The organism is Streptomyces sp. NPDC045678, from assembly GCF_056432085.1.
This window is the reverse complement of sequence record NZ_JBWKJS010000001.1, coordinates 202,029-227,243: the sequence shown is the minus strand read 5'-3', so window position 1 is coordinate 227,243 and position 25,215 is coordinate 202,029. Positions and strand designations below refer to the sequence as shown.

Here is a 25,215-nt window from a genome sequence, read left to right as displayed (position 1 = left end):
GGCCGGACCGGGGGCAGGGACGGTACCGACCCTCCTGCCAAAGGCCCACTCGGCAGTACCGTGTCCCGTATGCGCCCCGAGAAGCCTGCTGCTGCCGCTGACGTCGACGCCGACCACATCGCCGAAGCCGCGCGCCTGGAACGCACGGCCGACCTGTACCCGGAGGACGCCGAACAGCTCCTCCTCCAGGCCGCGGCCCACCTCGAACTGGCCGGCGCCCGAGACCGCGCGACGACGCTCTACGACAACCTCCTCTCCCCCTCGGCCCCCCACCCGCCGTCCTCCCCGCTCCTCATCCGCGCCCTGAAGGCGTCGAACCTGTGGGAGTACGGGCACGAGGCGGAGGCGAGGGCGATCATCGACGGCGTCCGCGCGGCGTCTCCGCGGGAGCCCGCACCGTGGGTGATCGTGGCGGAGTCCCTCGAATCCCACGACGAGCTGGAGCAGGCGCACGCGACGTTCACGGAGGCGGCGACGCTGCTGATCCCCGCGACGACGACGGAGCCCCCGTACGCCACGCACCCCATCCTCTTCGGCCGCCACCGCGTACGCCGCCTCCTGGGCGCGGACCACGACGACTGGGACGCGCTGGCGGACCACGTCTCGTCCTCCCCGGTCCCCCTGGACGAACTGCACGACCCGAAGCGGATCTGGTCGCTGGGTTCGGAGAACCCGGCGGAACTCCGCGCGGAGATCACGCGAATCCAGGCGGAGTTGGGCTCCTACAGGGAGGCCCTCTCCCGCCCCTTCCCGGTGGCGGTACTCCACTGGCCCGCACCGGAGCTGACGGAACTCCTGACGGCGTACCCGTCCCTGACCTCGGAGTACCCGTCCCACGAGACCCACCTGTCGACCATAGAGTCCTCCCTCCGCGAACTCTCCGCCTCCGGCACCCCGAACCTGGGAATCGTCACGGGAACGGTCCCCTCCTACGAGGCCTTCGCCGCCTCCGAGGCATCCTCCCCGGAGGACCCCTCACTCCTCCCCCAGTACGCGACGACGCTGGCGGCCCGGGGGCGGGCGGTGGCTTGGCCGCCGGAGCGGGATGGGAATTGTTGGTGTGGGTCGGGGGTGGCTTATGAGGGGTGCCACGGTCTGCGGTAGGGACTTTCCTTCACAGACGGCGGCGATCAATAGCCACCGCCGCTACGCAAGCAGTCCGACGAACCCGCCCAGCGCCCAACACAGCTTTCGTTGTCGAGCAGAAAATCAGTCATACCGACGGTTTCCTCAGACTCCCCTATGCCGGGGGCATACGCTGACCCTTGGGACGGCGTTGTCAGCACATTCACATGAGCCAGGGCGTCGCACCTCATCTCTGTGAACAGCGGGCACCTAGTCAGGCCCGTGAGGCAAAGGCCGGGGAGACACCACAGCATGGCAGTAGAGCGCACCAACAGGGACGTCAAGACCCTCATCGCGCAGATTTCCGCAGGGGAGATCATGCTCCCTGAGATCCAGCGCGGTTACGTCTGGAAGGCCACACAAATAGCGAAGCTAGTCGAGTCCCTGTACCGAGGCTATCCAGCGGGATCACTTCTGCTGTGGAAGACCGACGAGCCCCCTGAGACCCGCGCGGCGGCGATCGGCTCCAGCCAGCCGCTCCCGAGTGTGATGCCCCTGTACTTGCTCGACGGCCAACAGCGTCTTACCTCCCTGTACCGCGTGCTCACTGACCACGCTGACGCGCAGATCGTGTTCAACATCGAGACGGAAGCATTCCAGAATCAGAGTGCGGCCACCCGCCGCAACAAGAAGTGGGTCAGGGTCTACGACGTTGTGCGGCCCGACGCGGACACCTTCGCTCTGTACAGCGAGCTGCAGTCAGCCGGTCTCACTATCAGCGACGCCGAGATCAGGCAGCGGCTCAAGGCACTTGAGAGAATCACCGAGAGGGACTTCCACATGGAGGTCCTTCACGAGTTCGAATACGAAGAAGTGACGCAGATCTTCGTCCGCGTCAACAGCGGAGGCCGGGCACTCAAGACCACCGACCTCGCCATGGCGACGCTGTCCGCCCGATCCCCCGGATTCCTACGGCAGTTGGAGGAGGAGTCGGCTCATTGGGCCGAGCTCGGGTACCGAGCCATTGATGTCAACTTCCTCATCAAGGCGATCACCCTCAGCTTGTCCATATCCGGCAAGCGCACCTCGTCCGTCTCAAGGCTGACAACCGCGAGCCGTGAGTCGGTAGCGGAGGCGTGGGAGCGAGTGCGGCGAGGACTGGAGCGGGTCGTCTCGCTACTCAAGGACCGACTGCTCGTCCCCACTACCGCGCTTATTCCGTCGATCAGTGCCTTGCACCCGCTCATTGTTTTTCTAGGCCGCGAACCGAAGGGAGCGCGCATTGCCCCTGAGATAGAAGACGGCCTGCTGTACTGGTTCATGGCTGCCACAGCACGTAACCGTTACGGCGGAGCAACAGACAGTTCCCTCACTCGAGACGTGAAGGCGCTCGACACCGAAGATCCGGTCCGTTCGTTGCTGGCCAACGTGGGTATCGACGGGAGCGGTCTCGTGGTGACGGCTCGCGACCTCGTCGGCCGTAACCAATCGAGCCCGTACTTCCTCTTCTGCTACCTTGCAGCCGCTCATGCAGACGCGCACGACTGGTGGGATGGCGGCCCGATTTCTGCCACCGCAGAAGGTTCCGACAAGCCCGAGTACAGCAACATTCACCCTGCACAGACGCTTCGAAGCCACCAGAACAAGTACTCGGCCGCAGATATCAACGAACTTGCGAACATCGTCTTCGTCTCGGAACGGACTGCGAAGAACATCATCGGTAGGCGCTCCCCGGCTGCGTACATACAGCAAGTCGCCGCGAGCGATCTGACCGCGCACGCCATTCCCACCGATCCAAGAGTCCTTGAGGCATCCGGATACAGTCAGTTTCTGGCCGCTCGCCGGATGCTGCTCGCTGGACGCATCACAGGGCTTCTTAATCAGTTTCGGCCGGCCTTCCTGACCGGGCAGACCAACGAGCGACCCCGCCCGGAGGTCCAACGGTCACTCACGCTCGTCGCGTACACCGCGGACCACGGCACCGATCTCGTGGCGCAAGCCGTACTCAATAAGCGGTCGTGGACCGGAAAAATCCACGTCGCCGAACTTGAGGCAGCTCTCGACACGGCGGCTAGTGGGATCGACAGTGACGTCACCATCGCCGGAGAATCTTCCCCGTTGCAGACCGACGAGGACGGCGTGACGTTGCCCATCGGACCGTTCAGGGTACGCGGCACCATTGACCAATGGCGTGCGTCCCTGAAGGCGGTGTTCGAGGATGCCCAGCCCACTGCTAGTAACCATGAGGTGCAAGAGAGCCAGTGGTCGGGGGACCTCGATGAGCTCCTCCTGACAGATATCGGACGACACAGCGCATAGGCTGCGCGCGTGGTTCTGCGCGCGAATGGACGTACACAGAACCACGCGCGAGCGTCAGCCAGCAGCAGTCCCAGCGATCTCTGCAGGGGCGGCACCCGCGAACAGCGGAAGGAGCGCCGGGATCCCCTTCTCCGGGACCTCTGGAGGCACTTCAAGCCGACAGGACTCCCAGCGCCCGCACAGGCCCGGGTCAGCGGGGACCTGAGCAACGATCCACTCTTTTGGAACGGTTGCGACGGACATCAGCGCCAGGTCAGCGGTCAGGCGCACCGCGACGAGTTGCCACGCCGGGTCCCGGCGCATCGTCTCGTACTCGTTCCGTGACAAGTACAGAGTGAGTCGACCGCGTCGCGTCGTGGCCTTGGTTTCTATGTGCGCTGAGGCCTTATTCGCGTGCACGGCGATGTCATATCCATACCCATCGGAATGCGCTGCAACGTGCTCTATCCGCGCAGGCACCTCAGCTGTAAGCAGCTCAACAAGAGCCAGCTCGCCAGCCAGTCCGATCTGCTCGCGGCGTGCAGTGTCCACCTTTCCCCACACAGACTGGATATGAGCGAAAGCTTCGTCGGCAGTGAGCTCCAGTGCTTTGGCGGCCATCAAAGCGTCCTGGGGGAGCTCTCCAGGGTCCCGGATCAGCAGATCGGCATCTGCGAACCATGGAGGGCCACTCTCCGAAACAGCAAGTCTGAAGACACGGTCGTGGACAGGCCTCGGGTTACGCACATCGTCGAGCATCCCGTTCTTCCTGAGCCAGTTATAAGCCGCCTCGTACTGTGTTGGAGTGATGTCGCTGTACTCCGGGTGGGTAGTGAACACCGAACGGGATCGCGCGACGCCGGACGACGACAGGTGCCTCAGCCACCGGGCCGCCGCGCGGAGGACCGGGTCAGGAGGTATGGGCACGGAAGTGGCCCATCAAAGCCTGAAGGTCACGCTGGTCCAGCCCGCCGCCGACAGGAGGCTCCTCATCGAGGTCGGCCAGCTCCTGGACAGCTGGGTCATCGAGAATCCTTCCCATGAACTGGAGCTTGTCGCTGAGGCGTTGGTCAACGACTTCGTCGATGGTGGCCTCCGAAGCAAGAACCGATATACGGGTCTCTGCCTCTGGGTCGAGACCGAGCCGGTGAATGCGGTCGAGACTCTGGAGGAAGCGTCCGGCGGCGAAGTCCCGGTCCACATAGACTGCGTCGTGGCAGTGGTGATGCAGACTGATGCCTTCTCCAAGTGTGGCCGGGTTCGAGAGCAGCACCATGCAGTCGGGGTCGTTCCGGAACCGTGCGATCTGTGCGTCGCGGTCCTCGGTGCCACCATGGACCATGGCGGGTGAGAACTCTCCGAGAATACGATCCAACGTGTTCAGACTCCGAATGAACGTCGACCAGACAAGCGTCTTTCGACCCTGGGCTGCATTTCGCGCCACGATCGCAAGAACTTCCTGATATTTGGGCGACATCTCATAGCTTGGCAGGTCCCGCATCAGATCGAACAAGGGAGTACCTTCAGGGGCCTTCAAGGGAGGAACTTGGTACGCAAGCGGTTCATAGCGAGTCGTTCCTACAGTGAGCAATGCAGGGCTCGTTGCGGCCATCAACAGGTACACGATGGTTTTCCCCAGAGCCTGGAAATCGCCCTCTGACCCTGCAGCTCGGGCAGAAAAGCGGCCGATAAGTGCCTCGTAGACCTCACGGTGCAAGGCCGGCATCGGCACGAGCCTCAGACTGGTAGTAACCGGAGGCAGCCCGAGTTCCCCCTTCGTAGTCCGGGCGAAGAGCGGCCGCAGTACCTGACTGGCTTTCGCCAGATCGCCGCCGGCTACGGCTTGGGTCACCTTCTGCCGCCCGTGGCCGGGCCAGACAAAGCCGAATAGGTTCTCGAGATCCTTTACACCGTTCGGCGCCGGAGTGCCCGTGAGGATCAACCGGTGACGGGCGCGGGGCCCAAGAGCGAGACAGGCCGCCCCGTAGGTACCCTCAGCGCCTAGCTTCATCCTGTGGGCCTCATCGAGCAGAAGCAATGAAGGCCTGGCTGTAAGCCACTGCCCGAGCTCAGCTACTGCGCCGTCGAGGCGCTCGTAGTTCACGATGAACGCTTCCGTGGCAGGATCAGCCGCGCGCGAGAAGACACTCATGCGCAACGGTTCCGCGAAGCAATACTGGTTCTCAGACTGCCATGACTCGTAGCAGGACTTCGGCCCGACGATCAGGAACCGCTCGATCCCCTTCGTCTGCCGGAGGGCCTGGAAGACAGCGAGACCAACGCGGGTTTTGCCGGCTCCGGGAACTGAGAAGTTCGCCCCATGGCGCAGCGACAGCAGCTTGGCGATGTCCCTGCGCTGGAATGACGTCAGGTCGCCGATCCATTCTTCCCCCAGCAGGTCATAGACCTGACTGGGGTCCAGCTCCTCCGCGGTGTCAGCTGGCGTCCGGTCGAGACGTTCGGCAACGGCCTGTGCATCGATTGCGGAGTCCGTGGCCAGAGTGGCCAGCTGCGGGTCCCACTGCACACTCCCCTGATGAGGCCAAGTAGACAGCGCAATCAGGTTCGTGAGCAGATCGTCAATCTCGACTTCCAACGTCCCTGACGACCGCTGCGCACTACTGCGAAAACGCAACGCCAGCCGACGCAAGTCGTCATGGTGGTCAGTCGCTGCTGTCAGACGAGCCCTGGTCGCACTCTCGCCAAAGCCAATCTCCAGGCTGGGCGCGGAGCTCGACTGTGGCATCAGTGCTCCTGCGTAGCGTCGAGAAGCCATGCCACACCGTCACTCGGCGAGCTGAACGTCCGCCCGGCCTGCTTGGCAAGCCGGGCCAGGCTGGCTCGCAGGGTGATCAGTGCATCATCGAAAGCGTCTTCATCCAGGGCCCTCTTAGATTTGGCTTCAGCGAACTCCGCCGCACATTGGTTCACGTAGTCGGCGGCGTCTGTGAGCCTTTCAGGGACCGCCACCTGGCGCTTCTGAAGCTGGGCGTTCTGCCCAGCCATCTTGACGGCGACATCGAAGGTCTTCCGCGCTGACTTGATCAGCCTGTCGGCCGACGTCACCTCCGCGGCTCCCAGCAGGTCCCCCGCCTGGGAAGCGGCCTTGGCCCGCAGGAGGGTATCCGTGAGCGTGCGGGTAGTCTTCACCGCCGCCGTCGCGTCAGTGACCTGGACTCCGGGCAGCCCAGGAATCTGCACGGCGGTCGGCTGCTGAGCGGCCGGCCTCAGGTCATCAGGGAGCCGATCGCTCAAATAGCGTGTGTGAAAGTCTGCTTCGGCAAGGCGCACAGACGTCTTCGGGTAGTTCAGCACCACCATCGCCAAGCGTGACTCCTTCAACTGTTCAGAGGCGTCAGGGTCAGTTGCGGACAGTTTCTTGTAGTCACGGTGCAGCTCCCGGAGCTTCTCCTGGTGGTCTTCAAAGTCCACCAGCCGCAGGCACACCCCGTCAGCAGTGCTGCTGCGGTCTATCGCTTCCTGGATCAACTGGTAGACCCAGCGGTCCTGATGAAGCGTTGTGGTCTTGATGTTGAAGTCTCGGGCGACATCTTCCTCGCGTCGACCGCTCGCAAGCTCATCCTCGATGGCTATGAGGCGGTTGATGTATGAGTACTCGCGGCGCTTGTCCCGGCGCAACTGCAGGGCCAGTTCAACGTTGTTGATGTCACGCCGCGAGGTGTCCGGCGGCAGAATACCGACACGGATGTCCTTGACGCCCAGGTCTCTGAGTGCGGCACAACGGGTATTGCCGTCAACCAGGATCCCGTCCGGGCTGATGATCCCCGGCTCTTTCTGGCCGAAGTCATCGAGTTCATCCTGCAGAGCGCTGTAGTCCGGGTCCGTCTGGTTCGGATTCGAGGGCTTACAACGCAACAGGTCGTGCAGGTACTGCTGCGCAGGCTCGCTCCAAGGCTCCTCCTCGAGAACCCGGTTGCGCTCCGGGTTCAGTGTGCGCTGCGCACGGATTCGGTGGGTGTCCGGGTTGAAGTAGAGCATGTCCACCGGCATGGAAATGACATGCAGGTGCCTCTGCTCCCCCCGCCACTCCACACTGATCTTGGCGCCGTTCTCAGCCATGGCCTGTTTCAGACGCTCTTCCACCAGGGAGCGAACCCTCACACCCTCAGGCGGAACGCCGAACTTCGTAGCCATAGCCAGATCCTCCCGCTGTCTCCTGACACCCCTCTCCCTGCATCATGGCAGGAATCACCCGCACTGAGCTCGCCGATGATCCACAATCGTTGCTCCGAGCCCCCGGAGAACGGAGCAGAAGGTGTCCATGCCCACTTGGAACGACCCTGAGCTCAAGGCTGGCACCATGATCAAAGGAGCTCTGTGGCTGGTCCAGGAGGTCGGCGCAGGGGAGACGTTCACCAAGGAGCAGCTCCGCAACGCGTTCCCCGGCGTGTCCCAAGCCGACCGTCGTCTCCGTGATCTACGTGACTACGGCTGGGTCATCCTCACGAATACCGAGGACGCGACGCTGCTGGCAGAGGACCAACGCTTCGTCAAAGCCGGAGTGCCTGTATGGGATCCAGCCGCACGGCGAGCTGCTGCACCTCAGAAGGCAATCTCCGCGAAGGAGAAGCAGTCCGTCATGGCGCGTGACGGCTTCATGTGCACGGTGTGCGGCATTGCTGGCGCCGAACCGTACATCGACGACTCCAACCAGACCGCCGTGCTGTCCGTTACGCGTCGCGAGACGATCCTCCCGGACGGCCGCCATGAGACTCTGTTGCTGACCGAGTGCAAGCGTTGCCGCGCCGGTTTTCAGGGTCCCCCTGCCCAGGCTGACGAGGTTCTCGCAGATATCAAGGCTCTCGACCCAAGTGAGCAGCGCCGCTTGGCCCATTGGGTGAAGCGAGGCCGACGCGGTTCCACGCCCCTGGAGCGAGCCTGGAACGCGTACCGACGGCTACCCGCCGCTGCTCGTGACGAAATTCAGTCCCAACTCGAGGCCTGACACGAACGCGGCCCCATTGCCTCACCAGCAGGTCGCCGCGGGCTTTATGGGACGAGCCTGCGGCTGCCCGCTGTGATCTGCCCCTCCCAGCGTCACGAGTGATTACGAGCCGGGATGCCGCCCAGTCGGGCGGCGGTGCTGCCAGTTGAGGCAGATAGCTTTATCGCACCCAACTATCGTCAACCCACGGAAGAGGGTGCTTTGTTGCCCCCCATCGAGGTCGATGCCTCCGCAGCCATCAACGTGCACTCCCGCCCGCTCCTGGAGGAGGACGAAGGGCTTGCCTCTGTGCACCATCGCCTCCGTCAGCTTGATCCGGAGGGCAAGCGCTTCGCGGCGGTCCTCCGAGAGACCATCGATCAGCTGCTCAACGGGGAGGCCACGGGGCGCTACGCCTGGGAGCAGCTGCGCCAGACCGAGAAGACACACGCAGGCTCCATGGTGGAGATCAACCTTCACCGCGAGTTCGATTTTGCGGACGGCGATGCGACGGACTATCGGATCGCTGGAATCGAGGTCGACTGCAAGTTCTCGCAGAAGTTTGGTGGCTGGATGATTCCACCCGAGGCCGTGGGCCATGTATGCCTGCTCGTATGGGCCAGCGACACCAGGAGCCAGTGGTCCGCGGGCCTCATGCGCATTCAGGAGCAGTTCCTCAACCTAGGTAAGAACAGAGACCGGAAACTGACGGTCAAGGCTGAGCACCGGAAGAGAATCTTCTGGCTCTGGCACAACGCTCCCCTTCCCGAGAACGTGCTGCTACACCTTCCTGCCGAGACACGCGACCAGATCCTTCTCCAGGGTAATCGGCAGGGGCAAGCCCGTGTCATCCAACTGTTCGAGAAGGTCCAGAACAGGAAGATCGGCCGTGGTGCCGTACGCACTGCAGCGCAACAGCTCGATTACCTGGCCCGACTCCGTGAAGGTGAGGGAAGAGCTCGCACGGTCCTGCGTGAGAAGGGAATTCTTATCGCCGGTCCCTATGGAAAGCACCGGGATATCGCCGAGCGGATCGGCGCCGAGGTGCCGGGCAGAGGCCAGTTCGTTAGTTTCCGCGTGTGTGAAGCAAAACCCCAGCACGAGGACCGCCCGCGCGTTGATCTTGGTGGCAAGAGCTGGGTACTAGCCCGGCCCTCCGACCCTGACGAGCCAGGTCCTAAGCTTCCTAAAGTCACCAATGCTGAGACTGAAGCGGCGGAGTTCTGACCACCCGCCTTAGGAGGTGCGCCGCTCACTGTGCCCGAACAAGAGCCGTGGGTCCCCCCAGAGGGTTCATGGGCCTCATCCGCCGCCCGCCGACGGAACATGCAGGCCATCCGGAGCCGGGACACGAAACCCGAGAGGCTTATCCGCCAGCTCGTACACGCGCAAGGATTGCGCTACCGGGTTGCCGCCAAGCCTCTTCCCGGCCTGCGCCGGACCGCGGACATGGTCTTCCGTCCGGCGCGGGTCGCCGTGTTCATCGATGGGTGCTACTGGCACGGCTGCCCTGAGCACTACGTGCCACCGAAGACGAATTCCGGCTACTGGTCGGACAAGGTGCTCCGAAACGTGACCCGCGACCGGGATACCGACCAACGCCTCACCGAAGCAGGCTGGCTCGTGCTCCGCTTCTGGGAGCACGAGCCAGCCGGCGATTGCGCAGCACTGATCACCGCGGAGGTCGAGAGGCGGCGCAACCGCAGCGGGGATGACGACCAGGGCCGCTGATCATCTCTTCTTTCGGTCGCGCTCACGCGCAGCCCTCAGGACGTCCAGAATCGATTCCCCGACCGCCTTCGCCACGGGGGGCGGGAATGCATTTCCCACCTGCCGGTACTGCGCGGTCTTCCCGCCGGTGAAATCCCACCCCGGTGGGAATCCCTGAATAATCGCAGCCTGCTCAACCGTGAGCATGGGACCGTCCGGCCTGAAGAGGTCTCGTTCTTCGGTCCCCTTCTCCTTGCACTTGTCGGCGTCATTGGCAACGCCAACTCCCGAGACGCCGAGCTGCTTCCAGGCGAGCTTTGCCCGGCTGGGCCCCAGGTCCGCCCCGCCGTGCTTCTTTGATCCGCCGACGAGAGTGGGTGCGATGCCACCACCCTTGCCCTTGAGCTCGGCATCACGCTTTGTGGCCTTGTCCAACCATCGGTCGTACGCAGCCCGGGCTTTCTCCGCGTACTCCCCCTCGAAGTACCGTTCGTATCGCTCGTACATGGTCGGCTGAAGGCTTACGGCGACACTGACCGGGTCCTCGTGTGTCGGCGTCGGCCATTCGTACTTGACGTCCTTCAGCACATCGTCGCGGATGGCCACGAGGACGGCGCGCGGGCGGAGCTGAGGGACGCCGAAGTCGCTGGCCTCCAGGACACCCCACTTGCAGACGGTGTAACCGAGTCCCTGGTCGTGAGCCTGCTCGCCGTTCTCCTCCAGGTACGCTCCACCCTGGAGCCTGGCCAGGATCCAGTCCCGGTAGTCAGCAAACTTCGGGTCCATGATCCCGCGAACGTTCTCGATCATCACTGCACGCGGGTTGAGCTCCTTGACCAGGTCCAGCATGCGCGGGAAGAGGTCACGCTCATCGTCTCTGCCGAGTTGCTTGCCGGCGTGCGAGAACGGCGGGCACGGAACGCCGCCAGCAAGAAGGTCAAGACCATTGGCCTGGAGCAGCGGGCCGCTCTTCGTCATGTGCTCTGAGGGCCTGAAGTCCTTGACATCGGCCGACAGGACATCGCAGTGCTGGCTCTCCCAGTTCCATGCCTTGTGCTTGATGATGTTCTCACTGAGAGTCTTGGCCGCATGCGCGTCGATCTCCACCAGCGCAAGATGTCTGAACCCAGCCTGATGCAGACCAATGGCCTGCCCACCTGCTCCAGCACAGATCTCCACAGAGGTGTACTCAAGCTCATTCATGTGGGTCATGCCCCCTCCTTACCGATGCGCAGCGGCGGGCACACTGCGCGCACCACCATCACAGAGGGTGACAGACCCCACTGACAACTAGACCTACCCAAGTGTGCAGCACGTTGCATAGTTCGCTGAACGCACCCTCCGTCACGACGAACACTCATACGATATTGCCCATGCGGATCCCTGCGTGGACTGAGGATGAGCTGGTACTGGCCGGAGCACGCGTCGTAAGAAACGGTTGGCGCGAGCTGCGAACCGGAGATCCGGAGGTACAAGAACTGTCCGAGTTGCTCCGGTCGCTCCCGATCCATCCCCCCGAAGCCCTCGCCCTCCCCGAGTTCCGCTCCCCGGACAGCGTCAGCCGCAAGACCAGCGACTTCGCCACGAACCACCCCGCCTATACCCGCAAAGGCACCCGCTGTGGGGAGCCGACACGCCTGATGATCAAGGCTTTCATCGACCGAGAGGCCGAAATGCTGGAGGCCGCCCAGGCGATCGAAGATGGAATCGGCTCGGGGCGGCTGCAGCTCATCCCGCCCCAGCCCGATGAGATCGACGACTTCGGTTCCACCGCCATCGAGGGGCGGCTCCTCGTCCGTCAGGCACTGGCCCGCGAGCGAGACCCGAAACTCCGCAAGTTGAAGATCAAGCAGGCACGGCAGAATGGCCGTCCGCTGCGCTGCGAGGTCTGCGACTTCGATTTCGTACGCACCTACGGCGCGCTGGGTGAGGGATACATCGAGGTGCACCACGTCACCCCCCTCCACATATCCGGCCCCCGAAGCACCAGGCTCGACGACCTTGCCTGCCTGTGCGCAAACTGCCACCGCATGTGCCACAAGAACCGCCGGGGAGAATCCTGGCGCACTCCCGACGCACTGAGGGCCCTGATTGCCGATACGGCATCCCAAAGTCCTCACGCCGCCTCTGCCGCCGACTCGTAGCGGGCCAGCGCCAGACCCAGCACCTCGTCCGGATCCCCGCCCTGTGCCGCGAGCCAGTGCAGCAGGTCAGCGATGGCCTCGGGGACCAACGCCTCCAACACCACACGCTCCGGCTTGATCATCGGGTCTGGGCCGATCAGCTTGCAGTACTCGTCCAGTACGGCCGCTGCACGCTGGACCCGGGCACACTGTCGAGCAGCGGTCAGCAAGATCTCGCACCACACCGCCTTCCCCGCAGCCGTAACGAGGGTGCCCCACTCCTCGCTCAGGGAGGCGAGAAGGTGGAGGCCACGGCCGCATTCCGCCTCGCCGCACACAGCGCTCAGCGCCGGCACGGCCCGGCTTCCGTCGTGTACCTCGACGCGGAGGCGGTCCCCGCGGGGCTCGAGCACGAGCGTCGCCGACGCGCCCTCGCCCACGTGCTTGATGACGTTCGTCGCCAGTTCCGTCGCGACCAGCCCAGCCTCGTCGAGGATGCTCAGCGCACCCCACTGCTCCAAGCTGCGCTTCACCTCCAGGCGGAGGAGCGGGACTTCCTTCGGTGTCGCTTCGAAGGGGAGGACTCGGCGCAGTCGACGTGCGCCCTCTTCGTGCATGGACATGGGGGGCTCCCTCGCAGGCCACGCAGCGCTGCACCTGCCGTATCCGTACGACTACACCGCGTAGTGAGTGCTGCGAGCATGGCACAGAGAAGTCTCGCTGTGTAACTTCTCACCGTCATCCTTCGAGTGAACTCGGTGAGGTGTCAGCCGAGTTGGCGCTTAGCCTGGTCGCGGCCTGCGCGGGTTGGAATCCGGCCTCGGGGGACGGACAGGAGGAGACGCATGTCGCTACGAACCACCACGCGTCGGCGTCAGCTCGGCGCCATGATGCGGAAGCTGCGCGCCCGCAAGGGGCTCACTCTGGAAGAGGCCGGCACCCTCGTCGGGGTGTCCAAGGCGACGGTCAGCCGATACGAGACACAGGCTGGGCCGGTCAAGTGGCTCGTGGTCGACGCGCTCTGCCGCGAGTACGCGGCGTCCGATGCCGAACGGCGAGCAGTCGTGGCGCTGGCCAAGGACGCCAAGCAGCAAGGGTGGTGGAGTTCGTTCACCGACTCGATTCCGGAAAGCATGAATCTGCTGCTCACACTGGAGGACGAGGCAGTCCGGGAAGACCACTTCTCGTGTGTGTACGTACCCGGGCTGTTGCAGACCCGGGCCTACAGCACCGCGGTCCAGCAAGCCAACGAAGTACGCCTCGCCCCGGCCGAGATCGAACGCCTCGTGGACATCCGCATGAAGCGGCAGGAGGTCCTCACCCGGCCTACTCCCCCACGGCTGTGGGCGATTCTCGACGAGTCCGTCATCCGTCGCGTCGTCGGCTCTCCGGCGGCCATGAAGGAGCAGCTCGGCCGACTCCTCGAAGCGAACGAATCACCTGGCATCACGCTTCAGGTTCTGCCCTTCTCCAAAGGGGCCCACTGCGCGGCCCTTGGCAGCTTCGTGATCATCGGCGGCACCGAACCGACGCTCGACGTCGTGTACGTCGACCTCCACACCGGGTCGCTCTTCCTGGAGAAGGACGAGGAACTGGAGCGATACCGGCTTGCGTTCGACTACCTCCGCGCACAAGCGTTGGACATGGAAGCCTCCTCCTCCATGATTCAACGCGTCCGCAAGGAGTTGTAATGCCTGCCGTTTTGCCGCCCTTTCCTCCCTCGGCCCTCACATGGTTCAAGTCCTCCTACAGCGGCGGCAACACCACCGAGTGCGTAGAGACCGCCTTCCTCCCTGGCACGCCCGGCGGTGTCCTCATACGCGACTCCAAGCGAGCCGACGGCCCCCGCCTCCAGGTCTCCTCCACAGCCTGGGCCAGGTTCGTCGCCGCTACGTGGCGCTGACGCGTTTCTCGGTCCTCGTACCGCACCGTCATGTGTGAGACCGGCCCCGCCGTCAACCCTGTCCCCATCGGCGGCACGCCGCGACGCCGTATGACGCCGTACGAGGAGGAGACCCCCTTGCCCTACGCCCCCGAGCAGGACCACGACCGCGCGTTCCTCGAGCAAGCCATCGCCCAGTCCCGCCGCTCCCTCGGCCCCGGTACCAAGAAGCCCTTCGGGGCCGTTGTCGTCGTGGGTGGGGAGGTCGTGGGGGTTGGGAGCAATCGCGTTGTCGAGGACTGTGATCCGACCGCTCATGCCGAAGTCGTGGCGTTGCGGGACGCGGGGCGGCGGCTCGGGACGTTTCTCGTTGAGGGCGGCACGCTGTATTCCAGTTGCGAGCCCTGTCCCATGTGTCTCACCGCCTGTTACTGGGCTGGGATCAGTCGTCTCGTCTATGCCGCCGACCGGCACGACGCCGCCCGCAACGGGCACCCGGACCTGCAGTTCTATCGGGAGCTCGCGTTGCCGAACGGGGAGCGGCGGTTGTTGGACGAGGTGCCCGTCGAGGGGGACGTCCGGGCCGCCGCGGTCGGGGTTCTCGCCGAGTGGGCCGCCGAGCAGCCCGGCCCCGTCGAGCCGAAGCTCTGAGGGTGCCGGTCGGTGGCCCATTGCTCCGCGTTAGCCTCAGCCCATAGGCAACGTAGGCAACATAGGCAACACAGACAAACTGGGCGTATTACCGAGAGGTGGATCAATCATGGCGAGGATTCCCGCGGCAGTCGTGGCCGTGAGTGGGCTGGTCGGGGGCTACGCCACCGCGCGGGCCACCAAGAAGCGGCCCCTCGGCGGCGTCGCGCTCGGCGCTGCGGGGGTCGTCGCCGCCCGGCAGTGGCGGGAGGCCGCGGGGGCGAAGACCGCCGCCGCGCTCACCACGGCGTACGTCGCCGGGTTCGCCGGGTCGCATCCGCTCGCCAAGAAGGTGGGCGCCTGGCCTGCCGTCCTCGGTGTCGCCGGCGGCGTCGGGCTCGCCTCCTGGGTGCTCGCCGACCGCCAGAGGTAGGGAGGGCTAGCGCGGGGCGTCGCCGTCCTCCGGGCGGCCCTTCACGCGCCTTGCCACCATCGCCGTCACCAGCGCCCCCGCCCCGAACAGCAGCATGAACGCCGCCCACGCCAGCGGCCACACCTGCGCGTCCTGCGTGGGGTGCGTGTTGAAGGAGACGTAGAGCAGCGTCGACGGCGGGGCCGCCACCACCAAGAGCGTCCACGCCGCGCGGTCCCTGATGCCGAAGTAGGCCGCCAGGGCCACGAGGGAGACCGCCAGGAGCGTGATGCCCGTCGTCGTCACGGGGGACGTCTCGTTGAGCGCGCCCGGGGTCTCCGCGCGGTTGCGCAGGTCCCACGGCAGGCACGCCAGATATGCCGCGGCGGCGAGGGCCGCGCCCAGGATGCGGGTCGCGTACCGGGGCAGCGGCGCGGTCTTCCGGAGCGGGGTCAGTATCGCGGTCGTGTTCGCGTTCGTGTTCGCGTTCGTGTTCGCGGTCGTGTTCGCGGTCGTGTTCGCGGTCGTGTTCGCGGTCGCGTTCGCGGTCGCGGTCGCGTTCATGTGTGCGACGGTGCCCCGTGGCGTGGGGGGCGCGACAGAGTACGGGCACTCACGCCGTACTTACCCACCCCCACCCCATGCGCCCCGACCGCCCGACCACCCCATGCGCCCCGACCGGTCCAGCCGCCCGACTGGAGGCCGGCCACAGGCCGTGCTCCGGCAGGATGCCGACCCATATTGGTTAATGTTCAACCATTTTCGGCCGCCATCCGCACAGCGAGTCGGCATCCCCCACCAGGGCCATCCAGCAAGAAGCCCACACTTCGGCGCCCTGAACAATGGCCGATTTTCCTTTAACATTCAACTGGTGTAGAGGGCATGCTGATTGGAGCGACGGAGACCGGTCCGGTCTCCGGTTCAACACCCCTGCCATCCAAGGGAGATGACCCCCATGAGCCAGGCCCTGCCGCTCCGCCTCCACCACCACGCATGGATCACCGACGACCAGGAGGCCAACCGGCACTTCTACGAGGACGTCATCGGCCTCCCCCTCGTGGCCACCTGGACCGAGCGCGACGTGCTCGCCGGGGCCGAACGCGCCTACAGCCACGCCCTCTACGGCATGGCCGACGGCAGCGCGCTCGCCTTCTTCCAGTTCGCCGATCCCAAGGACCAGGAGGAGTTCAAGACGGACCTCAATGTCACGCCCCTGCGCCACGTCGCCTTCAAGGTCGAGACCGAGACACAGGAAGCCATACTCAAGCGCGTCGAGTCCGCCGGTCACGCCGACGCGAACGCGCACGTGCTCGACCACGGCTTCTGCGTCTCGCTGTACGTCACGGACCCCAACGGGCTCATCCTGGAATTCGCCGTCGACCACCCCGATGTGGAGAAGATCGACGCCGAGCGGCGCGCCACGGCACACGCCGACCTCGCCCGCTGGCTCGCCGGCGACCACACCAGCAACAACCACTGGCGCTGATCCCCGCACTCGGACAGCCCCGTCCCGCGGCCGCCACGGCAACAGCGCCGGCCTGTTGCTCCACGGCTGCGGACGATCGAGGGTACGACTCACCGGCCACGCACGGCCCCTAGGACCTCGCGCCCCTGAACGTCGCCCTGTACACCCCCGGCGACACCCCCACCCCCGTCACGAAGTGCTGCCTCAGCGACGCCGCCGTCCCGAAGCCCGCCTCCGTCGCCACCCGGTCCACCGTGTGGTCCGTCGACTCCAACAACTCCCGCGCGCGGTCCACCCTCCGCTGCGTCAGCCACTGCATCGGCGTCAGGCCCGTCTCCTCGCGGAAGCGGCGGTTGAACGTGCGCACGCTCATCGAGGCCCGGGCGGCCAGCTCTCCCAGCGTCAGCGGGTCGGACAGGTGCTCCTCCGCCCACGCCCGCGCCGCGCTCGTCGACGACGTCGACTCCCGGACCGGTACCGGGCGTTGGATGTACTGCGCCTGGCCGCCCTCCCTGTGCGGCGGCACCACCGTGCGCCGTGCCACGTCCGCCGCCACCGCCGCGCCGTGGTCCTCGCGGATCATGTGCAGGCACAGGTCCACTCCCGCCGCCTCCCCCGCCGATGTCAGGATGCGGCCCTCGTCCACGTACAGGACATCGGGGTCCACCGTCACCGAGGGGAACGTACGGGCGAACAGGTCCGTCGAGAGCCAGTGCGTCGTCGCCCTGCGGCCGTCCAGCAGGCCCGCGGCCGCCAGCACGAACGCCCCCGTACAGATCGAGGCGAGGCGCGCGTGCGCCGCGGAGTCCAGCGCCCGCGCCAGCGGGGCCGGCAGGCCGCCCGGGGCCAGCGACTCGTCCTCCTCGTGCGACGCCGGGACCAGCACCGTGTCCGCCCACTCCAGCGCCTCCGGGCCGTGCCGCGCACCCACCGGGAAGTCCGCGTCCGTGCGGATGAGGCCGGGGCCCTGCACCGCGCACGTCCGCACCTCGTACAGCCGCTCCCCCACCGGTCCCCTCGCCGCGCCGAACAACTGGTGCACCAGGCCCAGTTCCATCGGCAGCACGCCGTCCCGTACGAGTACCGCCACGCGGTGAGCAGAAGTAGTCATGATCCGGTGAATGCTCCGCCATCACTCCGTCGCCGACAACGGCTTCGCGATGTCCTCCAGCGACCTCTGCTCCGCGTTCACCGCCAGCGCAGCCGCCACCAGGCCCGCCGCGCACATCAGGCCCGCGCCGATCTGGAAGGCCAGCACCGTGTCGCCGACCACGCCCGACTCCGTCAGATCGGCGAAGATCAGGGGGCCGCTGATGCCGCCCGCCGCGGTGCCGATCGCGTAGAAGAAGGCGATGGCCATCGCGCGCGTCTCCATCGGGAAGATCTCCGAGACCGTGAGGTACGCGCTGCTCGCGCCCGCCGACGCGAAGAACAGGACCACGCACCAGCAGGCCGTGAGCGTCGTCGCGGTCAGCGAGCCCCGGCCGAAGAGCCAGGCCGTGGCGAAGAGCAGAACACCCGACACGATGTACGTCGAGGAGATCATGATCCGGCGGCCGACCGTGTCGAAGAGCTTGCCGAGGAGGAGCGGGCCCAGGAAGTTGCCGGCGGCGATGACGGCGAAGTAGTAGCCCGTGCTGCCGGACGGGACGTCGAAGAACTTGGTCAGGATCGCGCCGAAACCGAAGGTGATCGCGTTGTAGAGGAACGCCTGGCCGATGAAGAGGGCCAGGCCGAGCGCCGAGCGCTTGGGGTACTCGCGGAAGACCGTCCTCGCGATGAGACCGAAGCCGATGCTCTTGCGCTGGTGGATGGTGATCTCGCCCGCGGGCGGCGGGAGACGCTCACCCTTCTCCTCCTCGATCTCCCGTTCCACCGACGAGACGAGCCGATCCGCCGCCTCCCCGTGGCCGTGGATGAACTGCCAGCGCGGGCTCTCCGGGACGTGACGGCGTACGAGCAGGATCACCAGGCCGAGTACGACGCCGAGGGCGAAGGTGAGCCGCCAGCCGATGTCCTTGGGGAAGATGCTCGTGTTGAGCATGACGACCGAGAGCAGCGAGCCGCCGATCGCACCCAGCCAGTAGCTGCCGTTGATGATCAGGTCGACGCGGCCGCGGTATTTGGACGGGATCAGCTCGTCGATCGCCGAGTTGATGGCCGCGTACTCACCGCCGATGCCGAAGCCCGTCAGGAAGCGGAAGAGGAAGAACCACCAGGCGTCGAAGGAGAGGGCCGTGAGGGCGGTGGCCGCGAGGTACACGGCGAGGGTGACCATGAAGAGCTTCTTGCGGCCGAACTTGTCCGTCATGCGGCCGAAGAAGAGGGCGCCCGCGCAGGCTCCCGCGACATAGAGGGCTGCCGCTGTGCCCGTCACCTGGGCCGAGCTGATCGCCAGGCCGCTGCCCTCCTCGGAGAGGCGGCTCGCGATGTTGCCGACGGTGGTGACTTCCAGGCCGTCCAGGATCCAGACCGTGCCGAGGCCGATCACGATCATCCAGTGCCAGCGGGACCAGGGCAGCCGGTCCAGGCGTGCGGGGACCGCCGTGGTGACGGTGTTCTCGGAGGTCGCCGGGCCCGGCGGGGGCTGGGGAGGCGTGGACGACGCGGTCATGGCGGGCGGCTCCTTCCGCTGCAGCCACGTCGCCGGACGCGGGACACGAGCACCCCGCACCACCGGACGACGGCCACCTCTACGCCGAGGGGCTCCTCCAGAGTGCCCAGCGAACCCCCGATCACGCGCGCTGAAGTGCGCTTACGCCGCCCGCACCCCCTGCGCCCGCACCCCCCCCTACGCCCCCAGCAGCCGCGACACCGTATAGATCGCAAGACCCGCCAGCGAGCCGACCACCGTGCCGTTGATGCGGATGAACTGCAGGTCACGGCCGATGTGCGCCTCGATCTTCTTCGAGGTGTGCTCGGCGTCCCATCCCGCCACCGTGTCGCTGATGAGCGAGGTGATCTCGTCCCGGTACGTCGTCACCACGTACACCGCCGCGCCCTCCACCCAGCCGTCCACCTTCTGCTGGAGGCGTGCGTCGTTCGCCATCCGCGCGCCGAGCGACAGCAGCGAGGCCCGCACGCGCAGGCGCAGCTCGCTGCGCTCGTCCTCGGCGGCGGCGACGATCATCGCGCGCACGGCCGACCAGGCGGAGGCGATGAGGTCCTGGACCTCGTCGCGTCCGAGGACCTCCCGCTTCAGCCGCTCCACGCGCTCACGCGTGTCCGAGTCGGACTGCAGGTCCGCGGCGAAGTCGGCGAGGAAACGGTCCACGGCGCCCCGCGCCGGGTGCCCCGGCATGTCCCGCATCTCGGTGACGAAGCGGAGCAGTTCCTTGTAGACCCGCTCGCCGACCCGCTTGTCGACGAACCGCGGTGTCCAGCCGGGCGCGCCGCCCTGCACCGCGTCCATCACCGAGTCGGCGTGCTCCACCAGCCAGTCGTGCGCCCGTACGCAGACCAGGTCCACGACCCGCTTGTGGCCGCCGTCCGCCACGACCTTCTCCAGCATCTTTCCCGTGCCGGGGGCGATCTCCTGGGCGTCCGCGCGGCGCGTGATCGCCTCACCGACCACGGCCTGCACGTCGGAGTCGCGCAGAACGGTGAGGGCGCCGCGCAGGGCCGTGGCGAGCTCGGCCGTCACGCGGTCCGCGTGCGCCGGCTCGGCGAGCCAGGCACCGAGGCGGCCTGCGATGCCGACGGCGTGCAGACGGTCCCGTACGACGTCGGCGGAGAGGAAGTTCTCCCCCACGAAGTCGCCCAGCGAGGCGCCCAGCTGGTCCTTCTTGTTCGGGATGATCGCCGTGTGCGGGATGGGCAGGCCGAGCGGGTGGCGGAAGAGCGCGGTCACCGCGAACCAGTCGGCCAGCGCGCCGACCATGCCCGCCTCGGCGGCCGCGGCCACGTAACCCGCCCAGGGGCCCGCGCCGGAGTGCTGCGCCCACTTCGCCAGTACGTAGACGACGGCGACGAAGACGAGCAGGCCCGTCGCTGTGATCTTCATACGGCGGACACCGCGCCGCTTCTCCTCGTCGGCGGGGCTGTAGGTGAGGCCACCCGGGGCGCGAGGGGTTCGGGGGGCTCGGGGTGTGCTGGGGGTGCCGACTGTGTCGGGGGTGCCGGGTGTGCCGGCGGTGCTGGGTACGCCGGGTGTGCCGAGGCGTGCGCCAGGTGTGCCAGGTGTGCCGGGCGCCGCATCGGGCGCGTCGGGTGCGCCGGGCGTGCTGGATGTGCCGGGTTCTTCTCGGACCGCCGCCTTTAGGCCATTCGGGGAGCCCCCCTCCGGCACCGCGGCAGCGCTGTCCGCCCCTGCCCCTGGGGCCCGGCTTGCGGCGCCGTCCCCGCGGGCATGCTCCTCGCCGTGCACCTCAGCCGGTTCCTCCGCATTTGCGCGTTCCACTCACTCCACCTGGCCCGTTCACCTAGTAGCCGTCCGCACTGTTCCCCTGTCCTGCGCCCTGCCCTCTGTCCCGATTGTCCCCATCCCCTGTGTCCTACGCCCCTTCCTGACCTACTCCTGGAACGAACGACAAGTTCCCGGCGTCTCACTGGACGGAGGGGGGCAGTGTCGGCCGCCTCACGGCCCATGCCGCATCATGGGGTGATCACACCGGAGCCTCGGGGCTCCCCCTGCCCGAGGAGAAAGAGCCCGCATGACCAAGCGACACGGTTATGCCCTTCTCGCCGCGGTTCTCGCGGTCATAGTGGTGATTTCCGCAGCCATATACGTCGGGGTCGCAGGCACCGACGACGGCTCGAAGGACACGATCAGCGCGGGCCCCAGCGGTCCCCGCAACTCCGCCGCACCCGCCTCCTCCGGCATCTGGGTCGGCTCCTGGTCCGCCTCGCCCGCGGGGTCCGAACCGGGCACGGAGCAGAAGGGGTTCGCGGGCCGCTCCATCCGCAACGTCGTGCACACGAGCGTCGGCGGCAGCAGCGCCCGCATCACCCTCACCAACCTGTACGGCAGGACGCCGCTCAGCATCACGCACGCCTCGATCGCGCTTGCCTCCGCGTCGAACAACCCCGCCGCCGCGGCCGGCACGCTGCGCAGGCTCACCTTCAACGGCAACACGTCGGTGGTGATCCCGCCCGGGCAGCAGGTGATGAGCGACGCGGCGCGGCTGCGGGTGCCGCACGACGCGGATCTGCTCGTCACGACGTACTCGCCGACTCCGTCGGGCCCCGTCACCTACCACCCGCACGCCCGCCAGATCAGCTACGTCGCCGAGGGCGACCGCACCGAGGACCAGCTCGGCGACGCGTACACGGAGCAGAGCCCCTACTGGCGCTACCTCTCCGCGGTGGACGTCCTGAGCAACGAGACCGACGGCACCGTCGTCGTCTTCGGTGACTCCATCACCGACGGCATCTCGTCGACGATGGGCGCGAACCGGCGCTGGACGGACGTCCTCGCGGACCGGCTCCGCGAGGAGTCGGGCGCGCCGCGCTACGGCGTCGTGAACCAGGGCATCAGCGGCAACCGCATCCTCTCCGACGGCCTCGGCAACCCCGCGGTCAATCCCAGCGGGCTCTCCCGGTTCGACCGGGACGTGCTGAACCGGACCGGGGTCAAGGCCGTCGTCATCGCGCTCGGCGTCAACGACATCCTGCGCAACCCGCACCAGAACGATCCGGACCGGATCGTCGAGGGGCTGCGCGAGCTGACGCGGCAGGCGCATACGCGCGGGCTGCGGGTCGTCGGTGCGACGCTGATGCCGTTCGGGGGGCACCGGGGGTACGAGCCCGCACTCGAGGGCGTGCGGCAGGCCGTGAACGAGGAGATCCGGTCGGGGCGGGTCTTCGACGAGTTCGTGGACTTCGACCGGGCGTTGCGGGATCCGTACGATCCGCGGAAGCTGCGGGCGCGGTACGACTCGGGGGATCACCTGCATCCTTCCGATGCGGGGTTCCGGCGGATGGCTGAGACGTTCAACCTCTCGCACCTCAAGGGCTCGGCCGCGGCCGAGCTCTGACCTCCGCTTCCCCGCCGGGGGGGCTGTCCGGTCGTCGGCCGCGGGCCGTGGGGGCTGGTCGCGCAGTTCCCCGCGCCCCTGGACGGCGACACCTCAGGCCCAACGTCCTGTGCCCGTCACCCGAGGTGTCGCGCAGTTCCCCGCGCCCCTGAAGACGTTCCCCTCGGGCGGGTCAGTCCGTCGTGTTCTTCTTTCGCTCCAGCTTTTGCCGGCGGCGTTCTTCTCGCTGGCGGAGCTTCTCCGCTCTGCGGATCTTTCTGTCCACGCCTACGCCGCCCATCAGGGCGAAGCCCTTCACGACCACCCGGGGGGAGCCGGGCGTGCCCTCGCCCGTGGCCTTGTCGTCGAAGCCGCCCATGATGCCGAAGCCGCGGACCGCCACCGTCATGTCGGGAGGTACGACGACCTGGAGGCCGCCCATGATCGTGAAGCAGCGGATCTCGACGTCGCGGTCCGTGAAACGCGCCTCGCGCAGGTCGATCTCGCCGCCGCCCCACATCGCGAACGCGGTGAACCGACGGCCCACCACCCAGCTGCCCTTGCGGCCGAAGCCGCTCCAGAAGGCGAAGCCGAGGGAGGAGGTCGGTTCGCCGCCCTCCACCATGCGCTCGGACCAGTCGATCGCGACGGGGTCGGCGCTCGCACCGTGTTTGACCAGGTCCGCCTTGGCGAAGACCGCCTCGTGCGACGGGAGGTCACGAGTGAGCGGCTCCAACTCCCCGTACGTCCGCGCCTTGTACGTCGCGTCCAGGCGCTCGTCGAACTCCGTCATGTCGAGGCGGCCCTCGGCCACCGCGTCCCGGAGCTGCTCGGCGACCCGTTCCCGGTCGGCGTCGGAGGCGCGCAGGTCCGGCAGGCGGGCAGGGGCGCGGTGGTCGTCACTCATAACTCCGCAGCCTACGAGGTCGGCTTCTCGGCGTACATCTTCGCGATGACCGCCTCGATGTCCGGTTCCCTGACGGAGAGGTCCGCCAGGGGGTAGCGGTCGGCGATCCGCGCCACGAGGGGGGCCGCCGACTGCGACGCCGGGAACGCCAGCCACTGGCGCGGGCCCTCCACCTTCACCACTTTCGCCGCCGACCCCGCCTCGATGGGCGGGAGTTCGCGTTCCAGGTCGACGACGAGCGTGCGCTCGCTCTCGCCCACCTCGTGCAGGCCCGACAGCGCACCGTCGTACATCAGGCGCCCGTGGTCGATGACCATCACGCGCTTGCAGAGCTGCTCGATGTCCGTCAGGTCGTGGGTCGTGAGGAGGATCGTCGTCCGGGATTCCTTGTTGAGGTCGCTGAGGAAGCCGCGGACCTTCGACTTGCTGATCACGTCGAGGCCGATCGTCGGCTCGTCCAGGTACAGCACCTCGGGGTCGTGCAGCAGCGCCGCCGCGATGTCCCCGCGCATCCGCTGGCCCAGGGAGAGTTGGCGTACGGGGACGTCCAACAGCGCGCCGAGTTCGAGGAGTTCCACGCAGCGGTCGAGGTTCTCGGCGTAGCGGGCGTCCGGGATGCGGTACATCCGGTGCATCAGACGGTACGAGTCGATCAGCGGCAGGTCCCACCAGAGCGTCGTGCGCTGGCCGAAGACCACGCCGATGCGGCGGGCCAGGCGGGTGCGTTCGCGGGAGGGGTCGATCCCGGCGACGCGCAGCCGGCCGCCGCTCGGCGTGAGGATGCCCGTCAGCATTTTGATCGTCGTGGACTTGCCCGCGCCGTTCGGGCCGATGTACCCGACCATCTCGCCGCGCGGGACGGTGAACGAGATGCCGTCCACCGCCCGCACCTCGTGGCGTTCGCGCCGCAGGAAGCCCGTCTTCTTCCGTACGTCGAAGACCTTCTCCACGTCCTCCAGCTCGATGAGAGGGTCACCCGTCGCGCCCGTCATGCCCGTCATGTCAGTCAGCTCCCTGTGCTGCGGTACGAACGGAGGCCCGTGCGCCAGGCGACGCCCGCGAGCGCGAGGAGGGCCGCGGCCACCAACGGCGGCGCGAACGCCACCCACGACGGCAGGTCCAGCGGGTAGGGGCGCCCGAGCACGTACAGCGCGGGCAGCCAGTTCACGAAGGCCAGCGGCAGTACGAACGTGACGCCGCGCACCAGGTCCTTCGCGAAGACGGTCGGCGGATACTGGAGCAGCGTCGTGCCGCCGTACGTGAACGCGTTCTGCACCTCCGCCGCGTCCTGCGCCACGAACTGGAACGCGGCGCCGCCCACGAACACCGCCGCGAAGATCCCCGCCCCGCACAGCAGCATCAGCGGCACCATCAGGACCTTCAGCGGGGTCCAGTCGATGTCCAGGACCACGAGGGCGTACGCGAGGACGAGCGTGCCCTGCGCGAGCCGGCCGATCCTGTGCAGCCCGAAGCGGTCGGCCGCGACCTGCGCGAGCACGGGGGCGGGCCGCACCAGGAGCGTGTCGAGCGTGCCGTCCCGCACCCGTCTGCCGAGGCGGTCCATGGAGCCGAGGGCGAGGTCGGCGAGGCCGAACGCGGTGCACGACGCGCCGTACAGGAACGCGATCTCGGCCAGCGAGTAGCCGCCGAGCCGGTCCACCTGGGAGAACATCAGCAGGATCGCCACGAAGTCGAACGCGGTCACCGCGAAGTTGCCGAGCGCGGTCAGCGCGAAGGAGACGCGGTAGGCCATGAGGGAGCGGATCCACATGGCGGAGATCAGGCGGTAGGCGCGCAGCCCTTCCCGGACCGGCGACATGTCGG

At 67.0% G+C, this 25,215-nt stretch carries 24 protein-coding genes; 12 read left to right on the top strand and 12 right to left on the bottom strand.

Annotated elements, in window-relative coordinates; genetic code table 11:
* Positions 1-69 precede the first annotated feature (69 nt).
* Together AC07DO_RS00965 and AC07DO_RS00960 are read left to right on the top strand one after the other, a co-directional pair.
* Positions 70-1,104 carry a hypothetical protein gene (locus tag AC07DO_RS00965; protein ID WP_479056142.1) on the top strand — a complete coding sequence of 345 codons (1,035 nt, stop codon included), beginning with the start codon at positions 70-72 and terminating at the stop codon, positions 1,102-1,104.
* A 273-nt stretch (positions 1,105-1,377) separates the two neighbouring features.
* Positions 1,378-3,384, top strand: a complete 2,007-nt coding sequence (locus AC07DO_RS00960; protein ID WP_479056141.1) for a GmrSD restriction endonuclease domain-containing protein — start codon at positions 1,378-1,380, stop codon at positions 3,382-3,384.
* Positions 3,385-3,438: 54 nt separating this feature from the next.
* Here AC07DO_RS00960 and AC07DO_RS00955 read toward each other — a convergent pair whose 3' ends face one another.
* From AC07DO_RS00955 to AC07DO_RS00945, 3 genes are all read right to left on the bottom strand, one after another.
* Positions 3,439-4,203 carry a protein NO VEIN domain-containing protein gene (locus tag AC07DO_RS00955; protein ID WP_479056140.1) on the bottom strand — a complete coding sequence of 255 codons (765 nt, stop codon included), beginning with the start codon at positions 4,201-4,203 and terminating at the stop codon, positions 3,439-3,441.
* A 70-nt stretch (positions 4,204-4,273) separates the two neighbouring features.
* A complete protein-coding gene (locus tag AC07DO_RS00950; RefSeq protein ID WP_479056139.1) occupies positions 4,274-6,109 on the bottom strand; it encodes a DEAD/DEAH box helicase in 1,836 nt (611 codons plus the stop codon).
* Positions 6,109-7,518, bottom strand: coding sequence for a ParB N-terminal domain-containing protein (locus AC07DO_RS00945; RefSeq protein ID WP_479056138.1), 1,410 nt, complete (start codon positions 7,516-7,518; stop codon positions 6,109-6,111). The genes AC07DO_RS00950 and AC07DO_RS00945 overlap by 1 nt, the downstream gene beginning before the upstream one ends.
* Before the next feature lie 127 nt (positions 7,519-7,645).
* Here AC07DO_RS00945 and AC07DO_RS00940 point away from each other — a divergent pair, with 127 nt between their 5' ends.
* The 3 genes from AC07DO_RS00940 (at position 7,646) to AC07DO_RS00930 (ending at position 10,039) form a co-directional block, all read left to right on the top strand.
* Positions 7,646-8,329 carry a hypothetical protein gene (locus AC07DO_RS00940; RefSeq protein WP_479056136.1) on the top strand — a complete coding sequence of 228 codons (684 nt, stop codon included), beginning with the start codon at positions 7,646-7,648 and terminating at the stop codon, positions 8,327-8,329.
* Positions 8,330-8,533: 204 nt separating this feature from the next.
* Entirely contained in the window at positions 8,534-9,535 is a 1,002-nt protein-coding gene (locus AC07DO_RS00935; protein WP_479056135.1) for a NaeI family type II restriction endonuclease, read from the top strand.
* A 30-nt stretch (positions 9,536-9,565) separates the two neighbouring features.
* Positions 9,566-10,039 (top strand): very short patch repair endonuclease, encoded by a 474-nt coding sequence (locus tag AC07DO_RS00930; protein WP_479056134.1) that lies wholly within the window; start codon positions 9,566-9,568, stop codon positions 10,037-10,039.
* Here AC07DO_RS00930 and AC07DO_RS00925 read toward each other — a convergent pair whose 3' ends face one another.
* Entirely contained in the window at positions 10,040-11,230 is a 1,191-nt protein-coding gene (locus AC07DO_RS00925) for a DNA cytosine methyltransferase (RefSeq protein WP_479056133.1), read from the bottom strand. It abuts the gene before it with no gap.
* A gap of 161 nt (positions 11,231-11,391) precedes the next feature.
* On the opposite strand from AC07DO_RS00925, the gene AC07DO_RS00920 reads away from it, so the two are divergent.
* A complete protein-coding gene (locus AC07DO_RS00920; RefSeq protein WP_479056132.1) occupies positions 11,392-12,162 on the top strand; it encodes an HNH endonuclease in 771 nt (256 codons plus the stop codon).
* On the opposite strand, the gene AC07DO_RS00915 is transcribed toward AC07DO_RS00920, so the two are convergent.
* Positions 12,135-12,764 (bottom strand): ATP-binding protein, encoded by a 630-nt coding sequence (locus AC07DO_RS00915; RefSeq protein WP_479056131.1) that lies wholly within the window; start codon positions 12,762-12,764, stop codon positions 12,135-12,137. The genes AC07DO_RS00920 and AC07DO_RS00915 overlap by 28 nt on opposite strands.
* 222 nt (positions 12,765-12,986) lie before the next feature.
* Here AC07DO_RS00915 and AC07DO_RS00910 point away from each other — a divergent pair, with 222 nt between their 5' ends.
* The 4 genes from AC07DO_RS00910 to AC07DO_RS00895 all read left to right on the top strand — a co-directional run bounded on the left by AC07DO_RS00910 (position 12,987) and on the right by AC07DO_RS00895 (position 15,086).
* On the top strand, positions 12,987-13,832 hold the full coding sequence (locus AC07DO_RS00910; protein WP_479056129.1) for a helix-turn-helix domain-containing protein: 846 nt from the start codon (positions 12,987-12,989) through the stop codon (positions 13,830-13,832).
* On the top strand, positions 13,832-14,044 hold the full coding sequence (locus tag AC07DO_RS00905) for a DUF397 domain-containing protein (RefSeq protein ID WP_479056128.1): 213 nt from the start codon (positions 13,832-13,834) through the stop codon (positions 14,042-14,044). The genes AC07DO_RS00910 and AC07DO_RS00905 overlap by 1 nt, the downstream gene beginning before the upstream one ends.
* 90 nt (positions 14,045-14,134) lie before the next feature.
* Complete coding sequence (locus AC07DO_RS00900; protein ID WP_479056127.1) at positions 14,135-14,674, top strand: nucleoside deaminase; 540 nt, start codon at positions 14,135-14,137, stop codon at positions 14,672-14,674.
* Between the two features lie 109 nt (positions 14,675-14,783).
* The gene (locus tag AC07DO_RS00895; RefSeq protein WP_479056126.1) at positions 14,784-15,086 is read left to right on the top strand and encodes a hypothetical protein; all 303 of its coding nucleotides are present in this window, start codon (positions 14,784-14,786) and stop codon (positions 15,084-15,086) included.
* Between the two features lie 6 nt (positions 15,087-15,092).
* Here AC07DO_RS00895 and AC07DO_RS00890 read toward each other — a convergent pair whose 3' ends face one another.
* On the bottom strand, positions 15,093-15,629 hold the full coding sequence (locus tag AC07DO_RS00890) for a hypothetical protein (protein ID WP_479056125.1): 537 nt from the start codon (positions 15,627-15,629) through the stop codon (positions 15,093-15,095).
* Positions 15,630-16,020: 391 nt separating this feature from the next.
* Between AC07DO_RS00890 and AC07DO_RS00885 the strand changes: the two genes are divergently transcribed.
* Positions 16,021-16,551, top strand: coding sequence for a VOC family protein (locus AC07DO_RS00885; protein WP_479056123.1), 531 nt, complete (start codon positions 16,021-16,023; stop codon positions 16,549-16,551).
* A 109-nt stretch (positions 16,552-16,660) separates the two neighbouring features.
* On the opposite strand, the gene AC07DO_RS00880 is transcribed toward AC07DO_RS00885, so the two are convergent.
* The 3 genes from AC07DO_RS00880 to AC07DO_RS00870 all read right to left on the bottom strand — a co-directional run bounded on the left by AC07DO_RS00880 (position 16,661) and on the right by AC07DO_RS00870 (position 20,818).
* Positions 16,661-17,641 (bottom strand): GlxA family transcriptional regulator, encoded by a 981-nt coding sequence (locus AC07DO_RS00880; protein WP_479056121.1) that lies wholly within the window; start codon positions 17,639-17,641, stop codon positions 16,661-16,663.
* Positions 17,642-17,662: 21 nt separating this feature from the next.
* Entirely contained in the window at positions 17,663-19,144 is a 1,482-nt protein-coding gene (locus tag AC07DO_RS00875) for an MFS transporter (protein WP_479056119.1), read from the bottom strand.
* Positions 19,145-19,321: 177 nt separating this feature from the next.
* Positions 19,322-20,818 carry a DUF445 domain-containing protein gene (locus AC07DO_RS00870; protein ID WP_479057481.1) on the bottom strand — a complete coding sequence of 499 codons (1,497 nt, stop codon included), beginning with the start codon at positions 20,816-20,818 and terminating at the stop codon, positions 19,322-19,324.
* 364 nt (positions 20,819-21,182) lie between these two features.
* Between AC07DO_RS00870 and AC07DO_RS00865 the strand changes: the two genes are divergently transcribed.
* Positions 21,183-22,505, top strand: coding sequence for an SGNH/GDSL hydrolase family protein (locus AC07DO_RS00865; RefSeq protein WP_479056118.1), 1,323 nt, complete (start codon positions 21,183-21,185; stop codon positions 22,503-22,505).
* A 172-nt stretch (positions 22,506-22,677) separates the two neighbouring features.
* Here AC07DO_RS00865 and AC07DO_RS00860 read toward each other — a convergent pair whose 3' ends face one another.
* The 3 genes from AC07DO_RS00860 to AC07DO_RS00850 are packed head-to-tail and all read right to left on the bottom strand — an operon-like array spanning position 22,678 to position 25,210.
* The gene (locus tag AC07DO_RS00860; RefSeq protein ID WP_479056117.1) at positions 22,678-23,391 is read right to left on the bottom strand and encodes a DUF1707 SHOCT-like domain-containing protein; all 714 of its coding nucleotides are present in this window, start codon (positions 23,389-23,391) and stop codon (positions 22,678-22,680) included.
* An 11-nt stretch (positions 23,392-23,402) separates the two neighbouring features.
* Positions 23,403-24,392, bottom strand: coding sequence for an ABC transporter ATP-binding protein (locus tag AC07DO_RS00855; RefSeq protein WP_479056116.1), 990 nt, complete (start codon positions 24,390-24,392; stop codon positions 23,403-23,405).
* 5 nt (positions 24,393-24,397) lie between these two features.
* Positions 24,398-25,210, bottom strand: coding sequence for an ABC transporter permease (locus AC07DO_RS00850; RefSeq protein ID WP_479057480.1), 813 nt, complete (start codon positions 25,208-25,210; stop codon positions 24,398-24,400).
* Between the last annotated feature and the right edge of the window lie 5 nt (positions 25,211-25,215).